Source organism: Sporosarcina pasteurii, from assembly GCF_041295575.1.
Taxonomy (GTDB): Bacteria; Bacillota; Bacilli; order Bacillales_A; family Planococcaceae; genus Sporosarcina; species Sporosarcina pasteurii.
Genome location: NZ_CP160452.1, coordinates 2608682 through 2630553, shown reverse-complemented (window position 1 = coordinate 2630553; position 21872 = coordinate 2608682). Strand labels below are relative to the sequence as shown.

Annotated in this window: 23 protein-coding genes; 18 read left to right on the top strand and 5 right to left on the bottom strand. The window is 38.4% G+C overall.

What is annotated here, in order from left to right:
- Positions 1 to 4: 4 nt before the first annotated feature.
- The 3 genes from tatC to psiE all read left to right on the top strand — a co-directional run bounded on the left by tatC (position 5) and on the right by psiE (position 2101).
- Complete coding sequence (tatC, locus tag AB1H92_RS12620) at positions 5 to 835, top strand: twin-arginine translocase subunit TatC (RefSeq protein ID WP_115362798.1); 831 nt, start codon at positions 5 to 7, stop codon at positions 833 to 835.
- A gap of 171 nt (positions 836 to 1006) precedes the next feature.
- A complete protein-coding gene (locus AB1H92_RS12615; RefSeq protein WP_115362796.1) occupies positions 1007 to 1444 on the top strand; it encodes a Dps family protein in 438 nt (145 codons plus the stop codon).
- Between the two features lie 216 nt (positions 1445 to 1660).
- Positions 1661 to 2101 (top strand): phosphate-starvation-inducible protein PsiE, encoded by a 441-nt coding sequence (gene psiE, locus AB1H92_RS12610; protein ID WP_115362794.1) that lies wholly within the window; start codon positions 1661 to 1663, stop codon positions 2099 to 2101.
- 204 nt (positions 2102 to 2305) lie between these two features.
- Here psiE and AB1H92_RS12605 read toward each other — a convergent pair whose 3' ends face one another.
- Both AB1H92_RS12605 and AB1H92_RS12600 read right to left on the bottom strand, forming a co-directional pair.
- Complete coding sequence (locus AB1H92_RS12605; protein ID WP_115362792.1) at positions 2306 to 2605, bottom strand: hypothetical protein; 300 nt, start codon at positions 2603 to 2605, stop codon at positions 2306 to 2308.
- On the bottom strand, positions 2602 to 3054 hold the full coding sequence (locus AB1H92_RS12600; protein ID WP_115362790.1) for a helix-turn-helix domain-containing protein: 453 nt from the start codon (positions 3052 to 3054) through the stop codon (positions 2602 to 2604). The genes AB1H92_RS12605 and AB1H92_RS12600 overlap by 4 nt, the downstream gene beginning before the upstream one ends.
- A gap of 415 nt (positions 3055 to 3469) precedes the next feature.
- On the opposite strand from AB1H92_RS12600, the gene AB1H92_RS12595 reads away from it, so the two are divergent.
- Positions 3470 to 3799 (top strand): hypothetical protein, encoded by a 330-nt coding sequence (locus AB1H92_RS12595; RefSeq protein ID WP_115362788.1) that lies wholly within the window; start codon positions 3470 to 3472, stop codon positions 3797 to 3799.
- A gap of 454 nt (positions 3800 to 4253) precedes the next feature.
- Here AB1H92_RS12595 and AB1H92_RS12590 read toward each other — a convergent pair whose 3' ends face one another.
- Positions 4254 to 4502 carry a hypothetical protein gene (locus tag AB1H92_RS12590; RefSeq protein WP_115362786.1) on the bottom strand — a complete coding sequence of 83 codons (249 nt, stop codon included), beginning with the start codon at positions 4500 to 4502 and terminating at the stop codon, positions 4254 to 4256.
- Between the two features lie 559 nt (positions 4503 to 5061).
- On the opposite strand from AB1H92_RS12590, the gene nikR reads away from it, so the two are divergent.
- The 7 genes from nikR (at position 5062) to AB1H92_RS12555 (ending at position 11337) form a co-directional block, all read left to right on the top strand.
- Positions 5062 to 5481 carry a nickel-responsive transcriptional regulator NikR gene (gene nikR, locus AB1H92_RS12585; RefSeq protein WP_115362784.1) on the top strand — a complete coding sequence of 140 codons (420 nt, stop codon included), beginning with the start codon at positions 5062 to 5064 and terminating at the stop codon, positions 5479 to 5481.
- 16 nt (positions 5482 to 5497) lie between these two features.
- The gene (locus AB1H92_RS12580; protein ID WP_115362782.1) at positions 5498 to 7108 is read left to right on the top strand and encodes an ABC transporter substrate-binding protein; all 1611 of its coding nucleotides are present in this window, start codon (positions 5498 to 5500) and stop codon (positions 7106 to 7108) included.
- A gap of 19 nt (positions 7109 to 7127) precedes the next feature.
- Complete coding sequence (locus AB1H92_RS12575; RefSeq protein WP_115364156.1) at positions 7128 to 8111, top strand: ABC transporter permease; 984 nt, start codon at positions 7128 to 7130, stop codon at positions 8109 to 8111.
- A complete protein-coding gene (locus AB1H92_RS12570) occupies positions 8111 to 8944 on the top strand; it encodes an ABC transporter permease (protein ID WP_115362780.1) in 834 nt (277 codons plus the stop codon). The genes AB1H92_RS12575 and AB1H92_RS12570 overlap by 1 nt, the downstream gene beginning before the upstream one ends.
- A gap of 86 nt (positions 8945 to 9030) precedes the next feature.
- Complete coding sequence (locus AB1H92_RS12565; RefSeq protein ID WP_115362778.1) at positions 9031 to 9954, top strand: ABC transporter ATP-binding protein; 924 nt, start codon at positions 9031 to 9033, stop codon at positions 9952 to 9954.
- The gene (locus AB1H92_RS12560; protein WP_115362776.1) at positions 9944 to 10537 is read left to right on the top strand and encodes an ABC transporter ATP-binding protein; all 594 of its coding nucleotides are present in this window, start codon (positions 9944 to 9946) and stop codon (positions 10535 to 10537) included. Before AB1H92_RS12565 ends, AB1H92_RS12560 begins: the two co-directional genes overlap by 11 nt.
- 173 nt (positions 10538 to 10710) lie before the next feature.
- A complete protein-coding gene (locus AB1H92_RS12555) occupies positions 10711 to 11337 on the top strand; it encodes a sugar transferase (RefSeq protein WP_166739464.1) in 627 nt (208 codons plus the stop codon).
- Positions 11338 to 11388: 51 nt separating this feature from the next.
- Here AB1H92_RS12555 and AB1H92_RS12550 read toward each other — a convergent pair whose 3' ends face one another.
- The gene (locus tag AB1H92_RS12550) at positions 11389 to 12900 is read right to left on the bottom strand and encodes a BCCT family transporter (protein WP_115362773.1); all 1512 of its coding nucleotides are present in this window, start codon (positions 12898 to 12900) and stop codon (positions 11389 to 11391) included.
- Between the two features lie 355 nt (positions 12901 to 13255).
- Positions 13256 to 13876, bottom strand: coding sequence for a hypothetical protein (locus AB1H92_RS12545; RefSeq protein WP_243835677.1), 621 nt, complete (start codon positions 13874 to 13876; stop codon positions 13256 to 13258).
- Between the two features lie 315 nt (positions 13877 to 14191).
- On the opposite strand from AB1H92_RS12545, the gene AB1H92_RS12540 reads away from it, so the two are divergent.
- The 7 genes from AB1H92_RS12540 to srtB all read left to right on the top strand — a co-directional run bounded on the left by AB1H92_RS12540 (position 14192) and on the right by srtB (position 21670).
- A complete protein-coding gene (locus AB1H92_RS12540) occupies positions 14192 to 14737 on the top strand; it encodes a GNAT family N-acetyltransferase (RefSeq protein ID WP_115362771.1) in 546 nt (181 codons plus the stop codon).
- A 491-nt stretch (positions 14738 to 15228) separates the two neighbouring features.
- Positions 15229 to 15846 (top strand): NEAT domain-containing protein, encoded by a 618-nt coding sequence (locus tag AB1H92_RS12535; protein WP_115364154.1) that lies wholly within the window; start codon positions 15229 to 15231, stop codon positions 15844 to 15846.
- Positions 15847 to 15877: 31 nt separating this feature from the next.
- Positions 15878 to 18055: an NEAT domain-containing protein gene (locus AB1H92_RS12530; RefSeq protein ID WP_115362769.1), complete on the top strand. Its 2178-nt coding sequence runs from the start codon at positions 15878 to 15880 to the stop codon at positions 18053 to 18055.
- Between the two features lie 123 nt (positions 18056 to 18178).
- Entirely contained in the window at positions 18179 to 19117 is a 939-nt protein-coding gene (isdE, locus tag AB1H92_RS12525) for a heme ABC transporter substrate-binding protein IsdE (RefSeq protein WP_243835679.1), read from the top strand.
- A 24-nt stretch (positions 19118 to 19141) separates the two neighbouring features.
- A complete protein-coding gene (locus tag AB1H92_RS12520) occupies positions 19142 to 20125 on the top strand; it encodes an iron ABC transporter permease (RefSeq protein WP_115362766.1) in 984 nt (327 codons plus the stop codon).
- A complete protein-coding gene (locus tag AB1H92_RS12515) occupies positions 20115 to 20885 on the top strand; it encodes an ABC transporter ATP-binding protein (RefSeq protein WP_115362763.1) in 771 nt (256 codons plus the stop codon). Before AB1H92_RS12520 ends, AB1H92_RS12515 begins: the two co-directional genes overlap by 11 nt.
- Positions 20886 to 20914: 29 nt before the next feature.
- A complete protein-coding gene (gene srtB / locus AB1H92_RS12510; protein ID WP_115362761.1) occupies positions 20915 to 21670 on the top strand; it encodes a class B sortase in 756 nt (251 codons plus the stop codon).
- Positions 21671 to 21872: the final 202 nt, after the last annotated feature.

The following is a 21872-nucleotide window of genomic DNA, read 5'->3' as shown; positions in this document are numbered from 1 at the left end:
TTGTATGCGTCCAACTGGAGATCACAACCATAAAAGTTTGAGTCCGTTAGATAAAGAAAATGCAGAAATAGAAGTAAAAACAGAGCGAGATTTAAAAGATGACGACCAAGTAGTAGAGGAACAGGATTCGAAGACTGAAGAAACCCCATCGTTACCGTTAGTCGCTCATCTTGGAGAATTAAGGAAACAGCTCATTAAAAGTATTGTTGTATTTATCCTCTTTTTCGTCATTGTTTTCGCGACAATTAATATTTGGTTTCCTTATGTAACACGTGGACATCAGTTAATTGTGCTGGGTCCATTAGAAGTTGTTAAGTTTTATATGTCCATTTCGATAGCACTTGCGGTTGGACTTGCATTGCCGTTTGTATGTCATTTTCTTTGGCAATTTGTAGGTCCTGGGTTAAATGAAAATGAAAGACGATTTTTAAGTTTATATGCGCCGGTCATGTTGCTCCTGTTCGTTGGTGGATTAGCCTTTGGATATTTTGTCGTCAATCCGATTAGTTATAATTTCTTAACAACGTTAGGTGCTGTCAATTTTGATGTGATGATTTCTGCACAGGAGTATGTCAGTTTTCTTTTAATGACAACGGTTCCACTCGGATTGATTTTTGAACTGCCAATCGTTGCAATGTTTCTCGCTGCAATTGGATTGTTGACAGCTGATTCAATGAAAAAAGTTCGTAGATGGTCCTATTTGGCGCTTGCAGTTGTATCGGCTCTTATTACACCACCCGACTTCATTAGCCAACTGATTGTGTTGATTCCGATGATGCTGCTTTACGAAACGAGTATTTATATCGTAAGACGTGCTGAACAGCGAAGCGCATAAGCGAACTCGTATTAAGGACCTACTGCAGCTGTATAGGATCCAGTGAAAACAGAGGTGAAAACAGAGGTGAAAACAGAGGTGAGAACATACTTTATAATAACTATTAGTTAATATTGATTATTATATAATATGTGTTACAATTAGAGTAGGAACTTGAGGAGGTTTTATTAGATGGAAAAATTACATACAGCATTAAATGGTCAAATCGCAAACTGGAGTGTCCTTTATACGAAGCTTCACCGTTATCATTGGTTCGTAAAAGGGCCGCATTTTTTCACCCTTCATGAAAAATTTGAGGAACTGTATAATGAAGCAGCTAGTGTGGTGGACGAAGTAGCAGAAAGACTGCTAGCGTCTGGTGGGACGCCTGTTGCAACAATGAAGGAATACCTGGCTGTTGCGACTTTAGAAGAGACTAATGGAGAAACAACTGCCAATGAAATGGTTGCAAGCCTTGTAGAAGATTATAAGCATCTGAAAGAAGAGTTAAAGGGTTTAGCGGAACTATCAGAACAGCACGGAGACGATGGAATTAATGATCTCGCTGTTGGGTTATTAGTAAAACTTGACCTACATATTTGGATGTTATCTGCTTACTTAGGAGAATAACAGAAACTTAAAGGAGCATCAGTGATTTTTATCACTGATGCTTCTTTTCCAATGAGGTGCCAGTCACTCAAACTTTCACGTTAATTAAAAGAAAATCGAGTGTCATGAAATTCGCGTTTGTTGTGTTTGTTTAGGCGACTGTCACCTAGATAATTCAATTGACAAACAATTCCGTAACCGCTTATAATAAAACATCATCAAAGAGGAGGCGTTCATATGATCAAGAAAAAGTATACGTATGCTTTGCATATTTTTCCTAAAGCTTTACAAATGTTCTTGAATATAATGCTTGTGATTCTCGCAATTATTTTGTCAGTAGTATTAATAAAAGAACTATTTGTCTTTGGTGATCTATTGCTTTCTGGCGATCATACTGACTACAAAACATACTTAGCGAATATATTAATTTTCTTCTTATATTTCGAATTTATCGCGATGATTGTTAAGTATTTTAAAGAAGAATATCATTTCCCACTTCGTTATTTTATTTATATTGGGATCACTGCAATGGTCAGATTGGTCATTGTTGATCACGATCATCCCATCCACACATTAATTTATTCCTTTGTCATTTTGATACTCATTATCGGATATTTTATCATCAATATGACGCCGCGAGATCGGCCAGATAGTCAATGGTATTTTAAAAGGCAATAAAATCGTGTATCTACGCGTTATTGTGCCAATACACTACAATTGCATAAAGCAATATAGTAAGTTGGGACAAAACTTAGGTAAGAAGAAAGGAGTGTCGTGGAAGGTCTGTAAAATGACCTTCTAACACACTCTTTTTTATTAATTATCCAAAGATATAGTTGTTCTCCGATACGACTTTTCTTGTTGATGTATTGAATGTTTTTTTCACTTCCAATAAAAACCTTCAACAGGCACGTCAAAATCTTTAAAAGCGTCGCTAAATAAAGCTTTGTTAACGAGTTCACGTAGGACCCCCGAATAATAGCCCGACAAATTTTTGATATGTCTTCGTTTCGTTGCTTGAACGGCAATCTGCAATGCTTGGATACCCAGTTGTTCAAACAACTCTCTTTTATGTTCGTGAAAGCTAAATCTTAACATCGGCAGTGTGTGTTGACGGTATACGCCAAAAAAACGGCGTGCGAGTGTGTTTTCGCCAATAGTTGAAGCAAGTATCGTTTTCATTCGCTCAAAAAAGTTGTAGGTACTGGTAGCATTTCAGCAGAATTGCTGGCTTTTCTTTCCTGATTGCGTGCTTGTTTTACTGTTGCAGGGTTATCCTTCACTCTCTTCTCAATTTTCGAAGGTTGTTTAAAAGGTTTAATCGCATAAATATTCGCACCGAGTCCATTCATGACAGGACGGACATAATGAATACGATCAATAATACCAAGCTTCTCCAGTTTACGAATTGCGCGGCGAACTGTAGCGTTAGATTTCTTAATTGCCTTTTCAATGGTGTAATGTTTCAAATGTGCGGCGCCAAACTTCACAGAATAACGACGAATCACGTCAAGTACATCACGATCAGTCTGATTCATCTCCTGCCAATGCTCTTGTTTTTGCAATGAAGCTGCCTTGTCCAAGTCAAATTTGTTCGTAAAATATGCATAGTCTTTTAAGTAATGTGTCATCAAAATTCCCCCTTTACTTACTACATAGAGAAAATTTGATGAAAAGAATACAAATTGATGAAAATAATTTTGAAACATGAAAAAGATCGTAAGAGAATGTCAGGGTGAAACTTGTCCGTAGGAGACGATTTTGATAAATCTCTTAAGAAAGATTAATAAAGGAATGGTTCTTTTCTCTGAAAATGTATGTAAAGCATACTGGCAGTAGCTTCATTTGCAGGTGGCGGGGCGGTCATAATCGGGTGGGCAATTGGAAGATTATGTCCAGAGTTTTAACAGTGAAGGTGTTTTTAGTTCAGAGTGCTATCAAAATATTTTTAATATATATATTTTCTAGTACAATAGATGTAATGAACGTAAATTAGTAACCGGATTTATACCGCTATCAAACTGTTGGTTAAAAGGAGTAATTTACATGAAGTCATCTAAAAAATGGTTATGGGCTGTACTTATCATTGCTGTTATTGTAGTGATTGGTATGTTGATGCCGAAAGAAACTCACCCATCGGCAGATACTAGAGTTATTTTAGACCATACTTATCAAACTTATATTGCACCTATTTGTTTTGAGGAATCGAATGCAACAAACTTTCTAGCTGAATCAACTTTAAAAGAAGCCAAAAGTTTAAATTATCCGCCACACTCACCATGTACCGAGGAAGCTTTGGACAGCGAGGATGACAGGCTTTTACCGAGTTTACTTAAAGAGTTGGGGGTATTGAGTAAGAAATGGGATGGTTGGTAAGTAATTGAATTAATATAAGCGACGATCTTTGGAAGATATATTGGTTTATAGCATTAATAATTATTTTGTTCCTGCATTAATAGAATGGGTTACAAAGTTTATTTTTCCTTGGATTGCATTATATTGGTTTATAAGGTTCGCTAAGAGTTTTGAAAAAGGGTAAATTGCATACTTAGATTATCTGGCGCAGTTAATCCAGATGTAAGCCGCTTTTTAAAGAGGTTTTTGGAACTCAGCAAATCGCAAATCAACATGTGCAAAAAAATAAGAAGCACCAAACCAACTATTAATTAATATAAAAATTGGGCGCGTTTGTTTAGCACGGACACTTAGTTGATTAGATCGGAAGGCGGCAATACCTTGGGATCACCTCATGCCCCTAGGAAAGCGTCCGCCTAGAACGGAAATCAACGGGTTAGTAAGGTACTATTATGATGACGAGCCTGAAAACAAATTATAAATCCCCTTTTAACTGTCTTACGTTTCTTGTTTTACCTTTAAATTCCGAGATTTTATAATCGACAAAGACGCCGATGATACCTAGTGGTAATCCGCCGCCAGCTAGCGAAAGAAATAATATAAAAGGGCTGAGCTTTGTTGTTTTTTGAAGTAATAGATATAAAACTACAATGGTACCAACAGTTATAAATATACTTGTGAAATAATAAGTCATTCGAATGTTTTTTATGTTTTGTTTTTTCATGGCACACCCTCGTTTCTAGTCAAAATTACCTCTCTCTATATACTTTCCCTTTTTATATCATTTCAATCGGATTCAAGTTATACTTTTTACAAAATTAATAACGTGGCATGAATACAAAATGCTCACATACCATAAGAATGAAATGCGCGCATAGTAACTTTTTTAAAAAGTTTTTATAGCATCCTATCACCATGACGTACGCGAATGAAAATGGTTACGCGGTATTCGTAAAATCAACATCGAAATCCTTGATTCTTTATCTCGCTAAAACTATAATCATATTTGAAGTTATATTTTTTTGTATGTCAGTGCTACGAATGTCAGTAATCGTGACACTATTTATAAATACACTTTAGAAAAGGTATTAACTAGTTGAGGGAATATCGTCCAATGGCCATAATGTATACCAATGAAAATGGTAGTATATCTTCAATTAAAAGTGCATCGAATTCATTGATTTTTTATCTTGTAAAACCTATAATTAAGGGTATTCGTGAAATTTTTTTGGTTATCGGTGTTACGAAAGTTAACAATCGTGCTACTGGGGGGCGAGTTCACTATGGAAGATTCAACATTAAAAAGGTTTGGAGTGTCAATGGAAGGAAGTTTGCTTCGAAAATTCGATCAGCTTGTCACGCAGAAAGGCTATTCGAATCGTTCGGAGGCTGTCAGAGATCTTGTGCGTGAAGCGATTATCGAGCAATCTTCGGAAGAGGATGACCAGCTAATTGCGGGAACAATATTATTGTTTTATAACCATCATCAGAGGAATTTACTTGAGGAAATGACGACCGTTCAACATGAGATGCATGATTTGATCATGGCAACAACTCATTTTCATCTTAACCATGATAGTTGTATAGAACTGATTGTTGTTCAAGGAAAAGCAAGTGATGTGCGCAAATTAAGTAATCAATTAACGAGTTTAATAGGTGTGGAATATGGGAAGCTAACAGTCGCCCCCGTAGAAAAACTTTAATATAAGGAGTAAGAATATGCGAAATCGAATTTTGGGATTTGGCTTAATCGCTATATTGTTGGTAACAACAATTTTAGCAGGTTGTTCATCGTCAAAATCAATTGAAAAGAATACAAGTACTGACAATACGAAAAAGGATGAGTTAGTACTCGCCTTCAATTCGGAGCCTCAAACAGGCTTTGACCCGGTGATAGGATGGGGCCGTTATGGTTCGCCATTGTTTCAAAGTACGTTATTAAAAAGAGATGATGACTTGAAAGTTGTCAATGACTTAGCAACAGATTACGAAGTAAGTGAAGACGGAAAAACGTGGACCGTTCATTTGCGAGATGATGTGCAATTTTCCGACGGCGAACAGCTGACGGCTACAGACGTTGTGTTTACGTATGAACAAACATTGGAAAGCGGTTCAGTCGTAGATATGAATGCTTTGGAAAAAGTTGAAGCCATCGATGAAACGACAGTCGTCTTTACATTAAAAGAAGCCCAGTCGACTTTTATTAATAATCTTATTGCAACGGGAATTGTTCCTGAACATGCTTATAACGAATCGTATGCTGAAAATCCAATCGGTTCAGGTCCATTTAAACTTGTCCAATGGGATAAAGGTCAGCAACTAATCGTTGAAGCTAATGAAAATTATTACGGAAAAAAGCCTAATATTAAAAAAATCACGTTCTTATTTTTAACTGAAGATGCGGCATTTGCAGCGGCACAAGCAGGTACTGTAGATCTTGCCCATATTCCAGCTTCATTTAGTCAGAAGAGAGTTCCTGGGACGGAATTGAAAGCAGTAAAAACAGTGGATAACCGCGGGATTGTCTTTCCTTATGTTGAATCCGGAGAAATGACAGAAGATGGGTTCCCTATTGGCAATGATGTAACTGCGGATGCTGCGATTCGTCACGCCATTAATATTGGCGTCGACCGTCAAGCGCTAATTGATGGCGTTTTAGAAGGGTATGGAACACCAGCGTATACATCAGTTGATGGGTTACCTTGGTGGAATCCTGAGACAGTTATTGCCGATGGAAATATGGAAGAAGCTAAAAAAATATTAGAAGAAGCTGGTTGGAGAGACGCGAACGGTGATGGCATCGTTGAAAAAGACGGATTAAAGGCGGAGTTTAGTCTTTATTACCCTGCGAATGATGAAGTACGTCAATCGTTAGCGATTACTGTTGCAGATATGATAAAACCACTTGGTATCAACATAAAGGTTGAGGGAGCAAGCTGGGATATTATTGCGCAAAAGATGTATTCAGAAGCCGTATTATTAGGTTGGGGAAGTCATGACCCACATGAATTATACAATATTTATGGTTCTGATAATGCTGGTGTTGAGTATTACAATACAGGTTTTTATAAAAACGATACAGTTGATCAATATTTTGAAAAAGCGTTACGTGCATTAAGTGAAGAAGAAGCCATTGAATATTGGCAAAAAGCGCAATGGGATGGCACAACGGGCTTAAGTGCAAAAGGTGATGCACCGTGGGCTTGGCTAGTGAATATTGACCATTTGTATATCGTTAAAGAGGGATTAGATATCGGTCATCAAAGAACCCATGTACATGGACATGGATGGCCTGCAACAGATAATATAGTCGATTGGAAATGGAAGTAATTAGGTGAGTATAAAAATGATGAAGAAGTTAGTTCGGTTTTTACTATTTAAAACCATACGTATTGCTACATTATTAGTGGCCATTTGTTTGATATCCTTTCTACTTGTGAAAAATTCACCGATAGATCCGATTCAAGCGTATATTGGTGCTGATATGTTAAAAGTTGGACCTGAACAACGTGAAAAAATTGCTGAATATTGGGGGTTGAATGAACCTACATTTGTTCAGTTTTTAAATTGGGGTTCAGCTGTTTTGAAAGGTGATTTAGGGACTTCGATGATTTATCGAAGTCCTGTCAGTGATGTGATTGGAGAAAGATTTCTCAATTCGGTTGTGTTGATGATTACTGCATGGATTTTTTCGGGCATTGTTGGATTTATTCTCGGTGTTGTTGCCGCAATGAAGAGAAATACGTGGATTGACCGTATTATTCAGTGGTATTGCTATACACTTGCTTCAACCCCTACATTTTGGGTAGGACTTCTCATGTTGATCGTGTTTGCGGTTTGGCTCGGCTGGTTCCCAATTGGATTAGGTGTGCCAGTTGGCGTGCTTGCGGAAGATGTCACCTTAACAGATCGCCTTCAACATTTATTATTGCCAGCGATTACGCTAAGCATTCTCGGTGTTGCAAACGTTGCTTTACATACAAGGCAAAAGCTCATTGACGTGCTAGCAAGCGATTATGTGCTATTCGCCAAGGCGAGAGGCGAACGTGGTTTTACATTGTTTTGGAGACATGGCTTACGTAACGTAGCATTGCCAGCAATTACGTTGCAATTTGCTGCATTTAGCGAGTTGTTTGGCGGGGCCGTACTTGCAGAGCAAGTGTTTTCCTATCCAGGACTTGGTCAAGCGACGGTAGAAGCGGGCCTACGAGGCGATGTGCCATTATTATTGGGACTCGTCATCTTTAGTACGTTATTTGTATTTATCGGAAACTTAATCGCAGATTTGATTTATCAAATCGTTGATCCGAGAACGAGGGAGGGACGTATGTAATGAAAACGCTCCTCAGATCAAATCAAAGACAGCGAACAATTTTTACAATTATCGTCGGTACATTGATACTTGTAAGTATTATCTTTAGCAGCAGTTGGCTAGATACCGGAAAAATAATGACGAATTTAAACGCACGTAATTTAGCACCATCATTTCAACATTTATTTGGTACAGATTGGCTTGGAAGAGATATGTTTACCAGAACGATGATGGGGCTTTCGTTAAGTATAGGTGTTGGATTACTAGGTGCGATTGGTAGTACAGCCATTGCGCTAACGCTTGGAATGGCGGCTGCAACAATGGGGAAAGTTGTGGACCGTTTTGTCTCATGGATTATAGATTTGTTTTTAAGTGTTCCTCATTTAGTCATGCTTATATTAATTTCCTTTACACTAGGCGGCGGTTTTAAAGGCGTCGTGATTGGACTAATGGTGACCCATTGGCCAAGTTTAGCGCGTGTCATTCGTGCGGAAGTGATGCAAGTGCGTAACGCGGAATATGTGCAAGTATCCAAACAATTAGGAAAGTCGAACGGGTGGATTGCTGTCCATCATATCTTTCCGCATTTATTGCCACAAGTGATTATTGGTTTTATGTTATTGTTTCCGCATGTAATTTTACATGAAGCGGCAGTTACATTTTTAGGGCTAGGATTATCGCCGCATGAACCGGCAATTGGCATTATTTTATCGGAATCGATGAAGTATTTATCTTCAGGGTTATGGTGGCTCGCCTTTTTCCCGGGATTAGCTTTACTATTTGTCGTTCGGATGTTTGATAAAATCGGTGAAAGTTTGCGGTTACTGATTGATCCAACAAAATCTCATTTGTGAATGAAAATCAACCTAAATATAAATGTATCAAGAATTACCTGTATTAATGAACAAAAATGAACTAGTGAGCAGAGAGGAGAAGCCGAATGTCGATTTTAGAAGTACAAAATTTATCAATCTCCTTTCAACAGTATGGCAGTGGTTTAAAACGGCAAACACTCGATGTGATGTCGAATTTAAGCATCGAGCTCGAAGAAGGAGAAATTTTAGCCGTTGTTGGTGCAAGCGGCTCTGGGAAAAGTTTATTGGCGCATGCGATATTAGGGATTCTTCCCGAAAATGCTGGTACAACTGGAACAATTCAATACGATGGAGAGGAACTCACGGATGACAAGCTTGTTACTTTAAGAGGAAAAGAAATTGCCTTAATTCCGCAATCCGTCAATTTCTTAGATCCGTTAATGCAAGTCGGTAAACAAGTGCGTCATTCGGTTGGAGAAGGAGATGCCTTTGCTGCTCAGCGGGCGGTTTTTGAAAGGTATCATCTTAATCCGCAAGTGGAGAAGATGTATCCGTTCCAATTGTCGGGTGGGATGGCAAGACGTACATTATTATCAACAGCTGCGGTAAGTGGCGCGAAAGTTATTATCGCGGATGAGCCGACACCAGGTTTAGATGAAGTTGTCATACAAGAAGCACTGTCAAACTTTAGGGAGTTCGCGAATGCTGGCTGTGCAGTTATGCTCATTACGCATGATATCGAATCTGCATTAAAGATTGCTGATAAAATTGCAGTGTTCTACGCTGGAACCGTTGTTGAAATTGCTTCTGTCCATGACTTTACGGGTAAAGGAGAAAAGTTACGTCACCCATACAGTAAAGCACTTTGGAATGCTTTACCTCAAAATGACTTTATACCAATTCCAGGCGCCCAACCTCAACTAAATGACTTGCCCCCAGGTTGTTTATTCGCACCGCGTTGTCCACTTGCAACAAAAGAATGTACGGAAGCTCGTCCTGATATGCGAGAACTGCGGGAAGGGAAGGTGCGATGTATCGATGCGACTTGAAGCAAATCATATAGGGTTTCGTTATGGCAATGACCCTTGGTTATTAAAAGATGTGCATTTTGCAATCGAGCCTGGCGAGGTCGTTGGCTTAACCGGCGCAAGTGGACGAGGAAAAACAACTTTTTGTCGGATTTTAGCCGGGTTTGAGCAACCTTTGGAAGGTGATATCACGCTTGGCGGAAATCGGATTCCAAATAAAGGAATGTATCCCGTACAATTAGTATTGCAACACCCAGAAAAAGCAGTGAATCCACGCTGGAAGATGCAAAAAGTGTTGCATGAAAGTGGGCAACCAGATCCCGAATTACTTACATTGTTAGGGATTAAACAATCATGGCTGTCACGTTGGCCGAATGAATTATCAGGGGGAGAATTGCAGAGGTTTTGCGTTGCCCGTGCACTTGCGTCGAATCCCCGGTATTTAATTGCGGATGAAATGACCACAATGCTCGACGCGATTACCCAAGCACAAATTTGGCAAGCTGTTTTAGAAACCGCTAAAAAAAGAAATATGGGCATCATCGTTGTGAGTCATGAGAAGAATTTAATCCAAAGATTATGTGACCGTGTTGTCGAATTGTGAATAGGTATTAGGAAAGTAGTCTTATCAGTAGATAAGGCTATTTTTATTTTGACTTGAATAATAAAAAATTTGTCTGAATTTGTTCTACGATACTCCGCATATTGATAGTTGTTCGCGCATATAATAAGTCTTACACCTAGTGAATGAATAGATTAGGAGATTGGAGGAGGCTTATGGAAAAGACGCAAGTGGGACAACCATATCATCGAACTGCAATGTATGTAAAAGATGTACAGAAAAGAGTTTTTGATAGTATTGTTACCTTAGTTTTATTGCTCTTGTTATGGCCTATTCTCTTATTTTGTTTACTGGTTCACTTAATTAATGGAGATAAACCGATTTTTTCAAAGTGTTTGTATGGAGGAAAAAATAATCAGCCGCTCGTCGTAAGGAAACCAGCATCATATACAGGAGATGATTGGAAGACAAGGTCTGTCAATGATTCGAATGACCAAGTGGACGCTCATAAACGCCGACTACAAACAGAAAAGCTATTAAGGAAATTAAAATTCGAAGAGATGCTTCTTTTATTAAATGTTATCAAAGGTGATATGAGTCTTATTGGACCGAGGGCAGAGATTATTAAGGTGACTCAACGCTATTGTCCTTACCAATCTCAGCGACTCAGCATAAAACCTGGTTTGACTGGCTATGCACAAGTAAACACCGATGTCATCGATTCGCATAACCAGATGATTGAGTATGACTTATATTATATGCAACATCAATCAATTTTGTTGGATTGTAAAATATTGATTCAAGCGGTTAAACTGCTGATTCGAGGTAAAGTGTTTTGTTGATTCATACTGAAAAAAATCCCCAATCACTGAGAATAGTGATTGGGGAAATTGTTATTTTTTACGGCGTTTTGGGCGAATCATTAAGCCCAATTCTTTTTTCTCATGATCCAATGCTTTATAAAGCGAAATCATCATTAAAATCATGACGAAAGAGAAAGGTAGTGCAGCGATAATTAGGGCGTTTTGTAGCGCACCGAGCCCACCTGTTGAAAGTAGAATTATGGCGATTGTTGATTGCGCAATTCCCCATGTTAATTTGACTGCATTCGGCGGATGAAGCGATCCGTAAGACGTTTGCATACCGAGTACGAATGTTGCCGAGTCAGCTGATGTAATAAAGAAGATCGCAACTAGTAATATTGCGACAGCCGATAATATCATCGACATAGGTAAATCGTGAAACACTGCGAAGAGTGTTTCTTCCGTTAACAACCCAGTTAGATCAGTTCCTTTAGTCTGAACATCCATAGCTGTTGCTCCAAAAGCGGAGAACCAAAAGAAACTAATTAATGCGGGTAGTAAAAGGACGCCTCCTAAAAACTCTCGTATCGTACGACCACGTGAAACACGGGCAATAAACACGCCAACAAACGGTGACCATGAAATCCACCAAGCCCAATAGAAAACAGTCCATCCGTCAATCCAAGAACGCAGGTCTTTATCAACGGGGGCTGCGTTAAAGCTCATTTGAATAATGTTCTGTAAGTACATACCGATTGAATCAGTAAATGTATTGAAAATAAGAAGTGTCGGTCCAACAATCACAATCAGTATCAGTAATATAGCAGCAAGAACCATATTCGTATTGGATAAATATTTAATCCCTTTGCTAAGTCCACTCCATGCAGAAAAAATAAATAAAATCGTTACGATGATGATAATAACTACTTGCACTGGGAAGCTAATAGGTAAATCAAAAAGATATGCCAGTCCACCGTTAATTTGAACTGCACCAAAACCTAATGTTGTTGCGACTCCTACAACAGTTGCAAAAACGGCTAGTACGTTTATGATAGTACCGATAGGTCCGTCTACACGATCCCCTAAAATGGGTCTTAATGTTGAAGAAATTAAGCCTGGTGCACCTTTACGGTATTGGAAATACGCGAGTGACAACGCGACGATGCCGTATATTGCCCACGCGTGAATACCCCAATGGAAAAATGTATAGCGCATGGATTCACGAAAAGCTTCTTGACTCTCGGGTGTCGCGGTTGCGGGACTTATCGCAAAGTGGGAAAGTGGTTCAGCAGCTCCCCAAAACACGAGTCCAATCCCCATCCCAGCTGAAAATAGCATAGCAAACCAACTCATACGAGAGTATTCTGGTTTTTCATCGGGTTTACCGAGACGAAGTTGTCCAACTGGGCTAAAAATGAAAAACAGACAGAAGATTACGATTGCAGAAACAACTAGTAAATAATACCACCCAAATGATGAGGTGATAAAAGCTTGCATATTTCCGGTAATTGCGCTAAAATTTTCAGGCGCAAATGCTCCATAGGCTACTGCTGCCAAAACAAGAGCGACCGTTATCCAAAAAACATTTGATATTTTTCTCATAGTTCCTCCATTCTTATATTATAAAGTAATGAAAAATTCCCCATCGAAAAAAATCGCTTTACAGAAGAATTACTTTATATCTTCCCCTCATTAGGCCATCTTAAACTGTATCAGTGACATAAAAAAATCAATAAAACTGATTTCTAAAACAGTGATTATCCAGTTTTTACAGCATATGAGAGAAATTATGTAAAAAATATAGTATAACCATAGGTGAAAGTAATTTCAAATAAAAACGTTCTAAGCGAATTATTCACTTAGAACGCATTTTAATTATTGTAATTTTTAGGTGATTAGTTAGGGGTATTTTAACTTTCTTAATCGATATGAAAATAGCATTCATTGCCAAAAATATTTAGACGCAAGTAAATGAATTAATATTGTCTAAATCTAGTCCCGTATATTCCCATCTTCTACGCCTTGAGTTCCAGCGGTAGCCCGCCACAGATCGTCTTCCTAAGAAAACTGGGTAAAACCAAAATCCTTGTCTTCTAGATAGCCAAATGTACGTAAAACGATACATACATCTCGCAATGGCACCAGGATCTACGGCGAATAATTGGTGACTTGGATATTCTGGTGTCCAACTTGGCGGTGCACTTTGAGGGGCTTGATTGCCACCGTGTTGTCCAGGCGGTCTGCCGGGTTGATTGCTATGTCCAGGAGGAAATCCTGGCCATCCGTGAGAAGGTCCTCCGTGCCCCGGTGGAAAACCTGGTGTGCCATGTGGGGGACCGCCATGTCCAGGTGGAAATCCGGGCATGCCGTGAGATGGTGGTCTTTGTGCAGTAAATCCTGTGTGATCACTAGGCATTCCGTACGGAGTCCAACCGTGGTTAGGTCGATATTCGCCTGGATTTGTTGAAGGCATTGGGACGGGGCCACCATGTCCCCTTCTATCATTCCCATCATATCCATCAGGTAAACGCGGGTACCAGTATTGCTCATTATTTTGTCCTGAATTGTTATTTACCATCAAATTTCTCTCCTTCCGAACGATTCTAATTACTATATGCAATACAGAAAATAGATGTTTGGACTTTTCGGCAAGGATGTTGTTAAGTTCGTTAATTCGTATCCAATTTTTAAAACGCTCTAACCACCTGATACGAAGACTGAACTTCCTAGGAAAGCGTTCTTTTACTATTTTCATCATGTAAGATAGTACTAGATGAGTAGGGAGGAAATGCAAGGTGGATAACACAAAGAAACGGATTCAACGTTATCAATCGTAATAAAGAGATAGTTGCAATTTATCGCTATCTCTTTAATAAAAATGGGGGAATGTATGATGGGGAAAATTAGATTAGTACCACATGCGTTAAAATATGCGAAAGAAATATCTGCTTTATCCTCGAATCCGAAAGTGAAAATGGCATTAGGACTGAGCGATGAACAAACGACAGTTGAAGGAACGAAGGGCTTCATTGAGTTTATTTTAGAAGAGGAAAAACTAGGGAGACAATATTCCAGATGTATCGTAAATGAAGAAGAGAAGCTTATAGGGGTGATTACTCTTAAAGATATTGATCCAATCAAGAAGACCTCTCATATTGGCACATGGATAGGTTATGCGTACTGGGGACGAGGTTATAATGAGCTTGCGAAAGCAGCAATATTATCCACTGCGTTTAATCAATTAGGACTCAATTATGTTTTCGCTGGGGCTAAAGCGGATAATTACCGTTCTCAAAAAGCACAAGAAAAGCTACCTTATATTACATTACGTGTTGAAAATAAATTTCCCGAAGAACTAAAGCTTATAGAGGCGCAAACTGGTTCGAAATGTGTGTTGAATGTTTTTGAGAAGGATAAGTTTTTAGCATGGTATTTATAGGTATAGAATAAATAATGAAAATATCATGAAACGAATAAACAAAAGATGGTTAGAACTCGTATACCATCTTTTTTTGTTTACTATTAGTATGTTAAAAGAGTCATCCCCCGGAATTCCACATTATATCTCTTTCATATAAACGACTGATTTAGCGAATGCATTAACATCACATTCATTCTCTTCTTCTTGAACTATACTGATTGCAGATGTGTTTTCGACAATATACGAAGGGCGATGATTACAAGTTATGCAAGATTAGTATCTAAAAATACTTTATTCCACAATAACATTCACAAATATGTCGTTTCTTGTTCACACTTCGTCTATTGCTCAATGCAACCTTCATTGATAGGTTTAGTAGTGTCGGGGTTTCCAACGTTTAGGAAAGTAATTTCTAGAAGGTTTAAAAGGAAAATATATTTTTCGACAACATATGCAAGACTGTTAGACCTTTTTAGCTCGACGATCAAAATGATTAGGAGGAATTCAGAATGAAGAACAAATTTTCATTTTTCATGACGTTCGCGGCTATCATTTTAGCTACCTTCTTTGTTGCTTCACCAGTTTCTGCTCAAATTGCAGATGGTACATATAAGGTAAATTATGAAATGAAAGAGTCAGGTAGTGCGAATACATCCATTGCGGATGGTTATTTTACAAAGCCTGCAACACTAACCGTTCAAAATGGTGTTCAATATATCCAGTTAACGGTAACTGGCAGCAATTATATTAAATCGCTTTCAACACCAACAGGTCCGGTTTCGGTTGTCAGTGAAAATACTGCAAATCAGACAAGAACAGTGAAGTTTAGAGTGAAAGGTGATTTATCTCAACCTCTAAATATGGACATGCACATTGTTGTTCCAGATATGTACGACATGACGCATACTGCCCGTGCTGTATTTAATGTAAGCGGATTACCGCAAGCCACATCAGCTGGAGAACAAAAATCAGTGGAAAGTGGTTCCGAAACTAGCGGCAATATAGCCGAAACTGTAGAGAATCCAAAAACAGGGGATAACTCTCCTATTGGAATGTACGCGCTATTAATGCTTGGATCTGCAATTGCTTTATTCGCAATTCGCAAGTTTCGACCTGTACGTAACTAATTAATAGAATCCATAAGAGGAGAGAATATAGATGCGAAACAAATGGCTTATGTCCCTGTTTATCGTAATACTTGCACTGCCATTTTTTAGTGGTGCGGTGTTTGCGGAAGAAACGAAACAGTTTGAAGACGGAACACATAATATTGAATATGTTGTCAAGCATGAAGATAAGGATGAGGTATCATTGGCTGATCCTTTCTTCAGTAAACCAGCGTCATTAATTGTTGAAAATGGAAAGCAATTCATTCAGTTTAAAATAGACCAAAGTAATATGATTCTATCATTGAAAGCAAACGGCAATGAAGTTGTTGTCGTTAGTGAAGAAGAAAACAAAAGGAGTGTAAAGTTTGAGGTAGATGGTAATTTATCTGATCCTGTAATACTGGAAATGCATATGTCCTATGGCGGTCAACATACTGCGCGTGCCTTTTTTGATGTAAGTAATGTGCCTGTAAAAGAAGATGTAATTGAAGAAGAACCAGTTGAATCTGAACCCGAAGAAGAATCAACTGGGCCAGTTGAAGAAGAGGAAAAACAGGTAGGATTGGCTGACCTAGCAGACGGTTACTATACTGTAAATGCTAGCTATTTAAGAGATGATAACGATAATCAATCCGCAATGGGCAGACATTTAGGCGATGAATTATTCTTATCTATTAAAGAAGGAAAAGCCGAATTAACAATATCAATTAATGATGATAATACGGTAACGTTATTGAAGCTTAATGGAAAGAATGCTTTGGAAAAGAAAGGTGACGGGAAAAAGCGTCATGAAACATTCAAGTTAGATAGTTTGCAATATTTATATAATGCCTATGTTGAATATCAAGCACCGATGGGTAATGAGAAGATGCACTATGGACAATCAGGATTCCGTATCCAATTGGATGAGACTAGTATTACGGAAACTGTTGCATCGAATAAACCAGGATTTGGAATTCCAGACGTAGATCCATTAGAGCCGGTTGAACCGGAAGAACCAACAAAATCAGAACCACCGGTTGAGAACGATGGCGACAAAGTTGAAAATAAAAATTCGGCGTTAGTACCTGATCAAGCATACGAAATTAATTATGTTTCCGAATCTGCATCAGTAAATCGTCAATTTATTAATCCGGCTGTATTACTCATTAAAGATGGAGTGAAATATATTCAAATAAATGGAACAGGCGGCCAATTTATAGAGTCATTGTCTATAAACGGTAAAGAGGTTACATGGGGCACAAAAAATGCTGATGGAACTTTTACGATTCAATTTAAAGTAGAAGGCTCTCTGTCAGAAGTATTAGATTTTGGAATGATTATTAATGCGCGTGGAACTATCATGCCACATACGGTTGACCTTTCATTTGATGAAAGTACTCAAGAAGCCGTTGACATTAAAGATTACACACTTTTACCAATAGATAATGACTCACAAGATGATAATAAAAATGAAGAACCTACAAAAGATGAAAAAGCTAATGAAAAAGATAATCCTGTAGCAAACGATAAAGAGGAAAACGGAAAACCTAAAACTCCTAAAAAGAAGGATCAATTAACACCAGATAAAGCATATAAAATTGGTTTTGTCATTAAGCATGAAACAGAAGATAGGCCTTCTTCAGCGGATTCATTCTTTAAAGGCCCTGCAATTTTATTAGAGAAAGATGGCGAACGATATATTCAAATCACTGTAACAGGAAGCGAATATATTAATTCACTGAAGACAAAACATGGCGATGTGGTTGTTGTTAAGGATAATGGAGACGGTTCCATCGTTGTCCAGTTCAAGGTAGATGGAAAAATATCGGATGTAATTGAGTTAGATATGATGATTACTGTACCCGGAGTTTACGAAAATCAAAAGCATAAAGCGCGTCTTTTTTTAGATGAAAGTAGCATGGAAGAAATTGAAGTGGGTGATTATCGTTTAGTTGCTTCTACCAATGGAAATGGTCCAACAGTTGATGGAGAAGCTATTAAGAATACACCATTACCAGGCGCTAAAGATAACAATACTAAAACAAAGCACAATCCAACAATCAAAAAACCAGAACTCGATTCCAATGAAAAGAATGGATCAACAACCAAAACGAAAGTTTCTGGACAAGAAAAGAACCCACAAACAGGCGATACAACAAACATCATGCTTTATGTGTTGCTACTCATTGGGTCAGCAATTCCGCTAGCGATTCAACTTAAAAGACGTTACGCTAATGTCGCATAACCAAAAATAAATTTATAATTTACGAGAGTCTTACTGTTTATGCCAAGCAGTAAGGCTCTAAATTTTATATATAGTTTTTCGGAGAAATCAGATTTTAAATACCTAATAAGAGGTGTACAGGTTTTGAAAAATAAATTAAGTTTATTCCTCATCGTAGTCCTTCTCATCGTATTAGCAGGTTGTGGCACAGATGACAAATCCGCCGTAACTGAAAATCAATCCTCAAATGATACTCAACAATCAAGTTCAGAAGTAACGGATGCAATCGAAAATGAAAAGAAACTTGAAACGGATGGGAAAATCATTTCAACGACCGTCGCAATTACGGAAATTACGAACGAATTGGAATTAGACCTTGTCGGAATTCCGACGACCTATAAAGGATTGCCAGAGCGATATAAAGGGTTACCGGAAGTTGGCTTGGCGATGAATCCGGATATGGAAATCATTAAGTCGTTAAAACCGACAGATGTTTTAACGGTGACAACGTTAACATCTTATGTCGAAGATACGTTCACTGAAACGGATACGCCAGCGACTTATCTTGACTTTGAAAGTGTTGAAGGTATGTATGAAGGCATCCAGTATCTTGGTGAAAAATATAATCGCGAAGAACATGCAGAGAAATTAGTAAAAGCATTTGAAGAAAAGTTAGCTGAAATTGAAGCGAAAATAGAAGACCAAGAATCACCGAGAGTCCTTATTTTACTTGGCGTACCAGGCAGTTATCTCGTTGCAACAGAAAAGTCGTATGTAGGCGATCTCGTTCGACGCGCCGGTGGTGTAAACGCAATGACAGAAACAGATGTGGAATATATGTCTGCTAACACGGAAACCCTGCAGCAGGCTGATGCAGATATTATTTTGCGTATGGCGCATGGGATGCCGGAAGAAGTCGTTGACATGTTTAATAAAGAATTTAAAGAGAATACAATTTGGCGCCATTTTAAAGCAGTTAAAAATGACCGAGTTTATGATTTAGAAGAAGAGCTTTTTGGGACGACTGCAAACTTAGCGGCTGCCGAAGCATTAGAAGAATTAATGAAAATCCTTTATGAATAATAGGTTGTGAAAGAGGTTTATCGTATGTATAAAAAGATTATCAGCTTTGTTGTTGTCATCTGCGCACTCTTTATTTTGACAATCTATTCGATGACGACTGGGAGTATTGCAATTACAACGGGAGAGCTGCTAAAAGGCCTCTTTACAGGCACGAATGAAAATGTAGAGATTATAAAAGATTTACGTTTGCCGAGGATTATCATCGCACTATTTGCCGGCGCGGCTTTATCGGTTTCGGGTGTGCTTTTGCAAGCGGTCATGCGGAACCCGCTAGCTGAACCAGGGATTATCGGTGTATCGTCTGGCGCTGGATTCATGTCCATCGTTATGGTTACCTTCTTTCCGACGTTATTTTTCTACACGCCATTGTTTTCCTTCATCGGTGGGGCGGTTGCCTTTTTACTTGTCTATATATTTTCATGGAAATCGGGACTCAATCCACTCAGAATGATTTTAATTGGCGTTGCGATAAACGCGGTCTTTACGGGATTAAGTGAATTGATCAGTGCGCAAAATGCGAGCAGCATGATGTCGGGAATTTCTGTTACGTCTTCAACACTTACGATGAAGACTTGGACGGATGTGCAAGTGATTGTCCTATATGGTTCGATTGGACTGATTCTCAGTATGCTGTTGTATGCATGGTGTAACCATTTGGGGTTACGAGATAAAACATTGAAAAATCTTGGTTTTCAAGTGAATCGAGCACGACTGATTATTTCTATCATTGCTGTTTTGCTTGCATCCATTGCCACCGCAATTGCTGGGATGTTTACGTTTGTTGGCTTACTCATCCCGCATATTGGGCGAACGCTTGTCGGCAATGACCATAAGCTACTCATTCCGTTTTCTGCATTTGCAGGGGCACTATTAATATTAGTAGCAGATACATTGGGAAGAGCACTATTCTCGCCCATTGAAATTCCAGCATCCATTATTATGGCTGTGATTGGGGGACCATTCCTCATATTCTTGCTTAGAAAGAGTGATCGTATTTATGGAAATTAAAGATATATCTTTTTCCTACCAAGATAAAGTTAAGCGTCTGCACGATGTAGAAGCAAGTATCCATAAAGGCCAAATCACAACGATTCTAGGGCCGAACGGGTCTGGAAAGTCGACACTGCTTGGGGTACTTACGAATAATCTTCAGCCGCAAATCGGACAAGTGATCCTGGACGGGAAGGCAATCAATACATACAAACCGAAAGAACTGGCAAAAAAGTTAGGCGTTGTTCATCAACAAAACAGTGCACCTGCAGATATGACAGTGGAAAAACTTGTCTATTATGGTCGTCTGCCACATAGAAATACATTCTCTCCTCAATCTGATAAGGATGAACAGATGGTGAATTGGGCGATTGAATGTACAGGGCTGTCTGAAAAACGACATGATGCGATTGATACATTGTCTGGTGGTCAACAACAACGTGTTTGGATTGCGATGGCCCTTGCTCAAGATACACCATTTTTATTTTTAGATGAACCAACATCTAACTTAGATATTTATTATCAATATGAGATACTAGAGCTTGTGAAACAATTATGTGAAGAACATGGCTTAACGATTGTGATGGTTTTGCATGATATTAATCAAGCAATACAATATAGCCATCATATTATTGCGATGAAAGAAGGAAGAGTAATAGAAAAGGGCAATCCACAACAGATTGTTACGAAACAATTAATGCAAGAAGTTTACGGTGTAAATGTTGTTGTGAAAAATGATACGGATGTCGGGATGTATATTGTACCGATTGGCATCTGATTGATGTTAATACCTGGGGGAATATGTTGATGAACGCGAAGACGAAGAAAACTTTATCAATCATGCTCACTTGTTTATGTTTAGGTGTGTTTATTTATGCGGCATATGGTTTGATTGATACGGCGATTGATTACTATAAAAATCGGAAAGTGTTAAACAATCTCCAGGAAACATTTTACAACGCGGATCATCCCGTTATTGACGATGAGTCTGCCTCCATTCGTTCCGGATTTGATAGGTTGTTAAAAGAAAATGATGAACTTGTCGGTTGGATTACGATTGAGGGAACACAAATTGATTATCCTATTTTACAAGCAGACAATAATGTTGATTATTTAAGAAGAAATTTTTATAAAGAGAAGAATATTGCGGGCAGTATTTTTATGGATTTTCGGAACGACGTACAAACCCCAGGTTTAAATACGATTCTCTATGGCCATCGGATGAAGGACGGTTCCATGTTCGAACAATTAACGAAGTTTCAGGACAAGGACTTTTTTAAGAATCACCAAACATTCGAGTATGATACGTTGTATGACAGTTATGTAGCGGAAATTTTTGCTGTGTACATTACAAAGACAGACTTTGATTATATACAAACTGATTTTTCAACTGACGAGGAATATGAACAGCTACTCGCAGGCATTCGTGAGAAATCTATGTATGAAACAGACGTGGAAGTAAAAGCAGATGATCACATTCTTACGTTATCTACATGCGATTATGCACTAGATCCAAATGATGGAAGGTTGGTTGTACAGGCGAAATTGGTAAAGAAGGGGTAACGGCGGTTATCTAGGTATTACGAGGATTGCCACTCCGAAGCGCAAAGATTCATTCGTTCAACATCTCAAATATGTTGAGCGAATGAATCTTTTTTAAATTCAAATCGTACATAACAAACGTGGGTGGGAATTCTTCGATAATTTAAACGTCTTTGAAATTCAGTTAGAGTGCATGAAAGTTTGCTATAATGTACAGAGACTA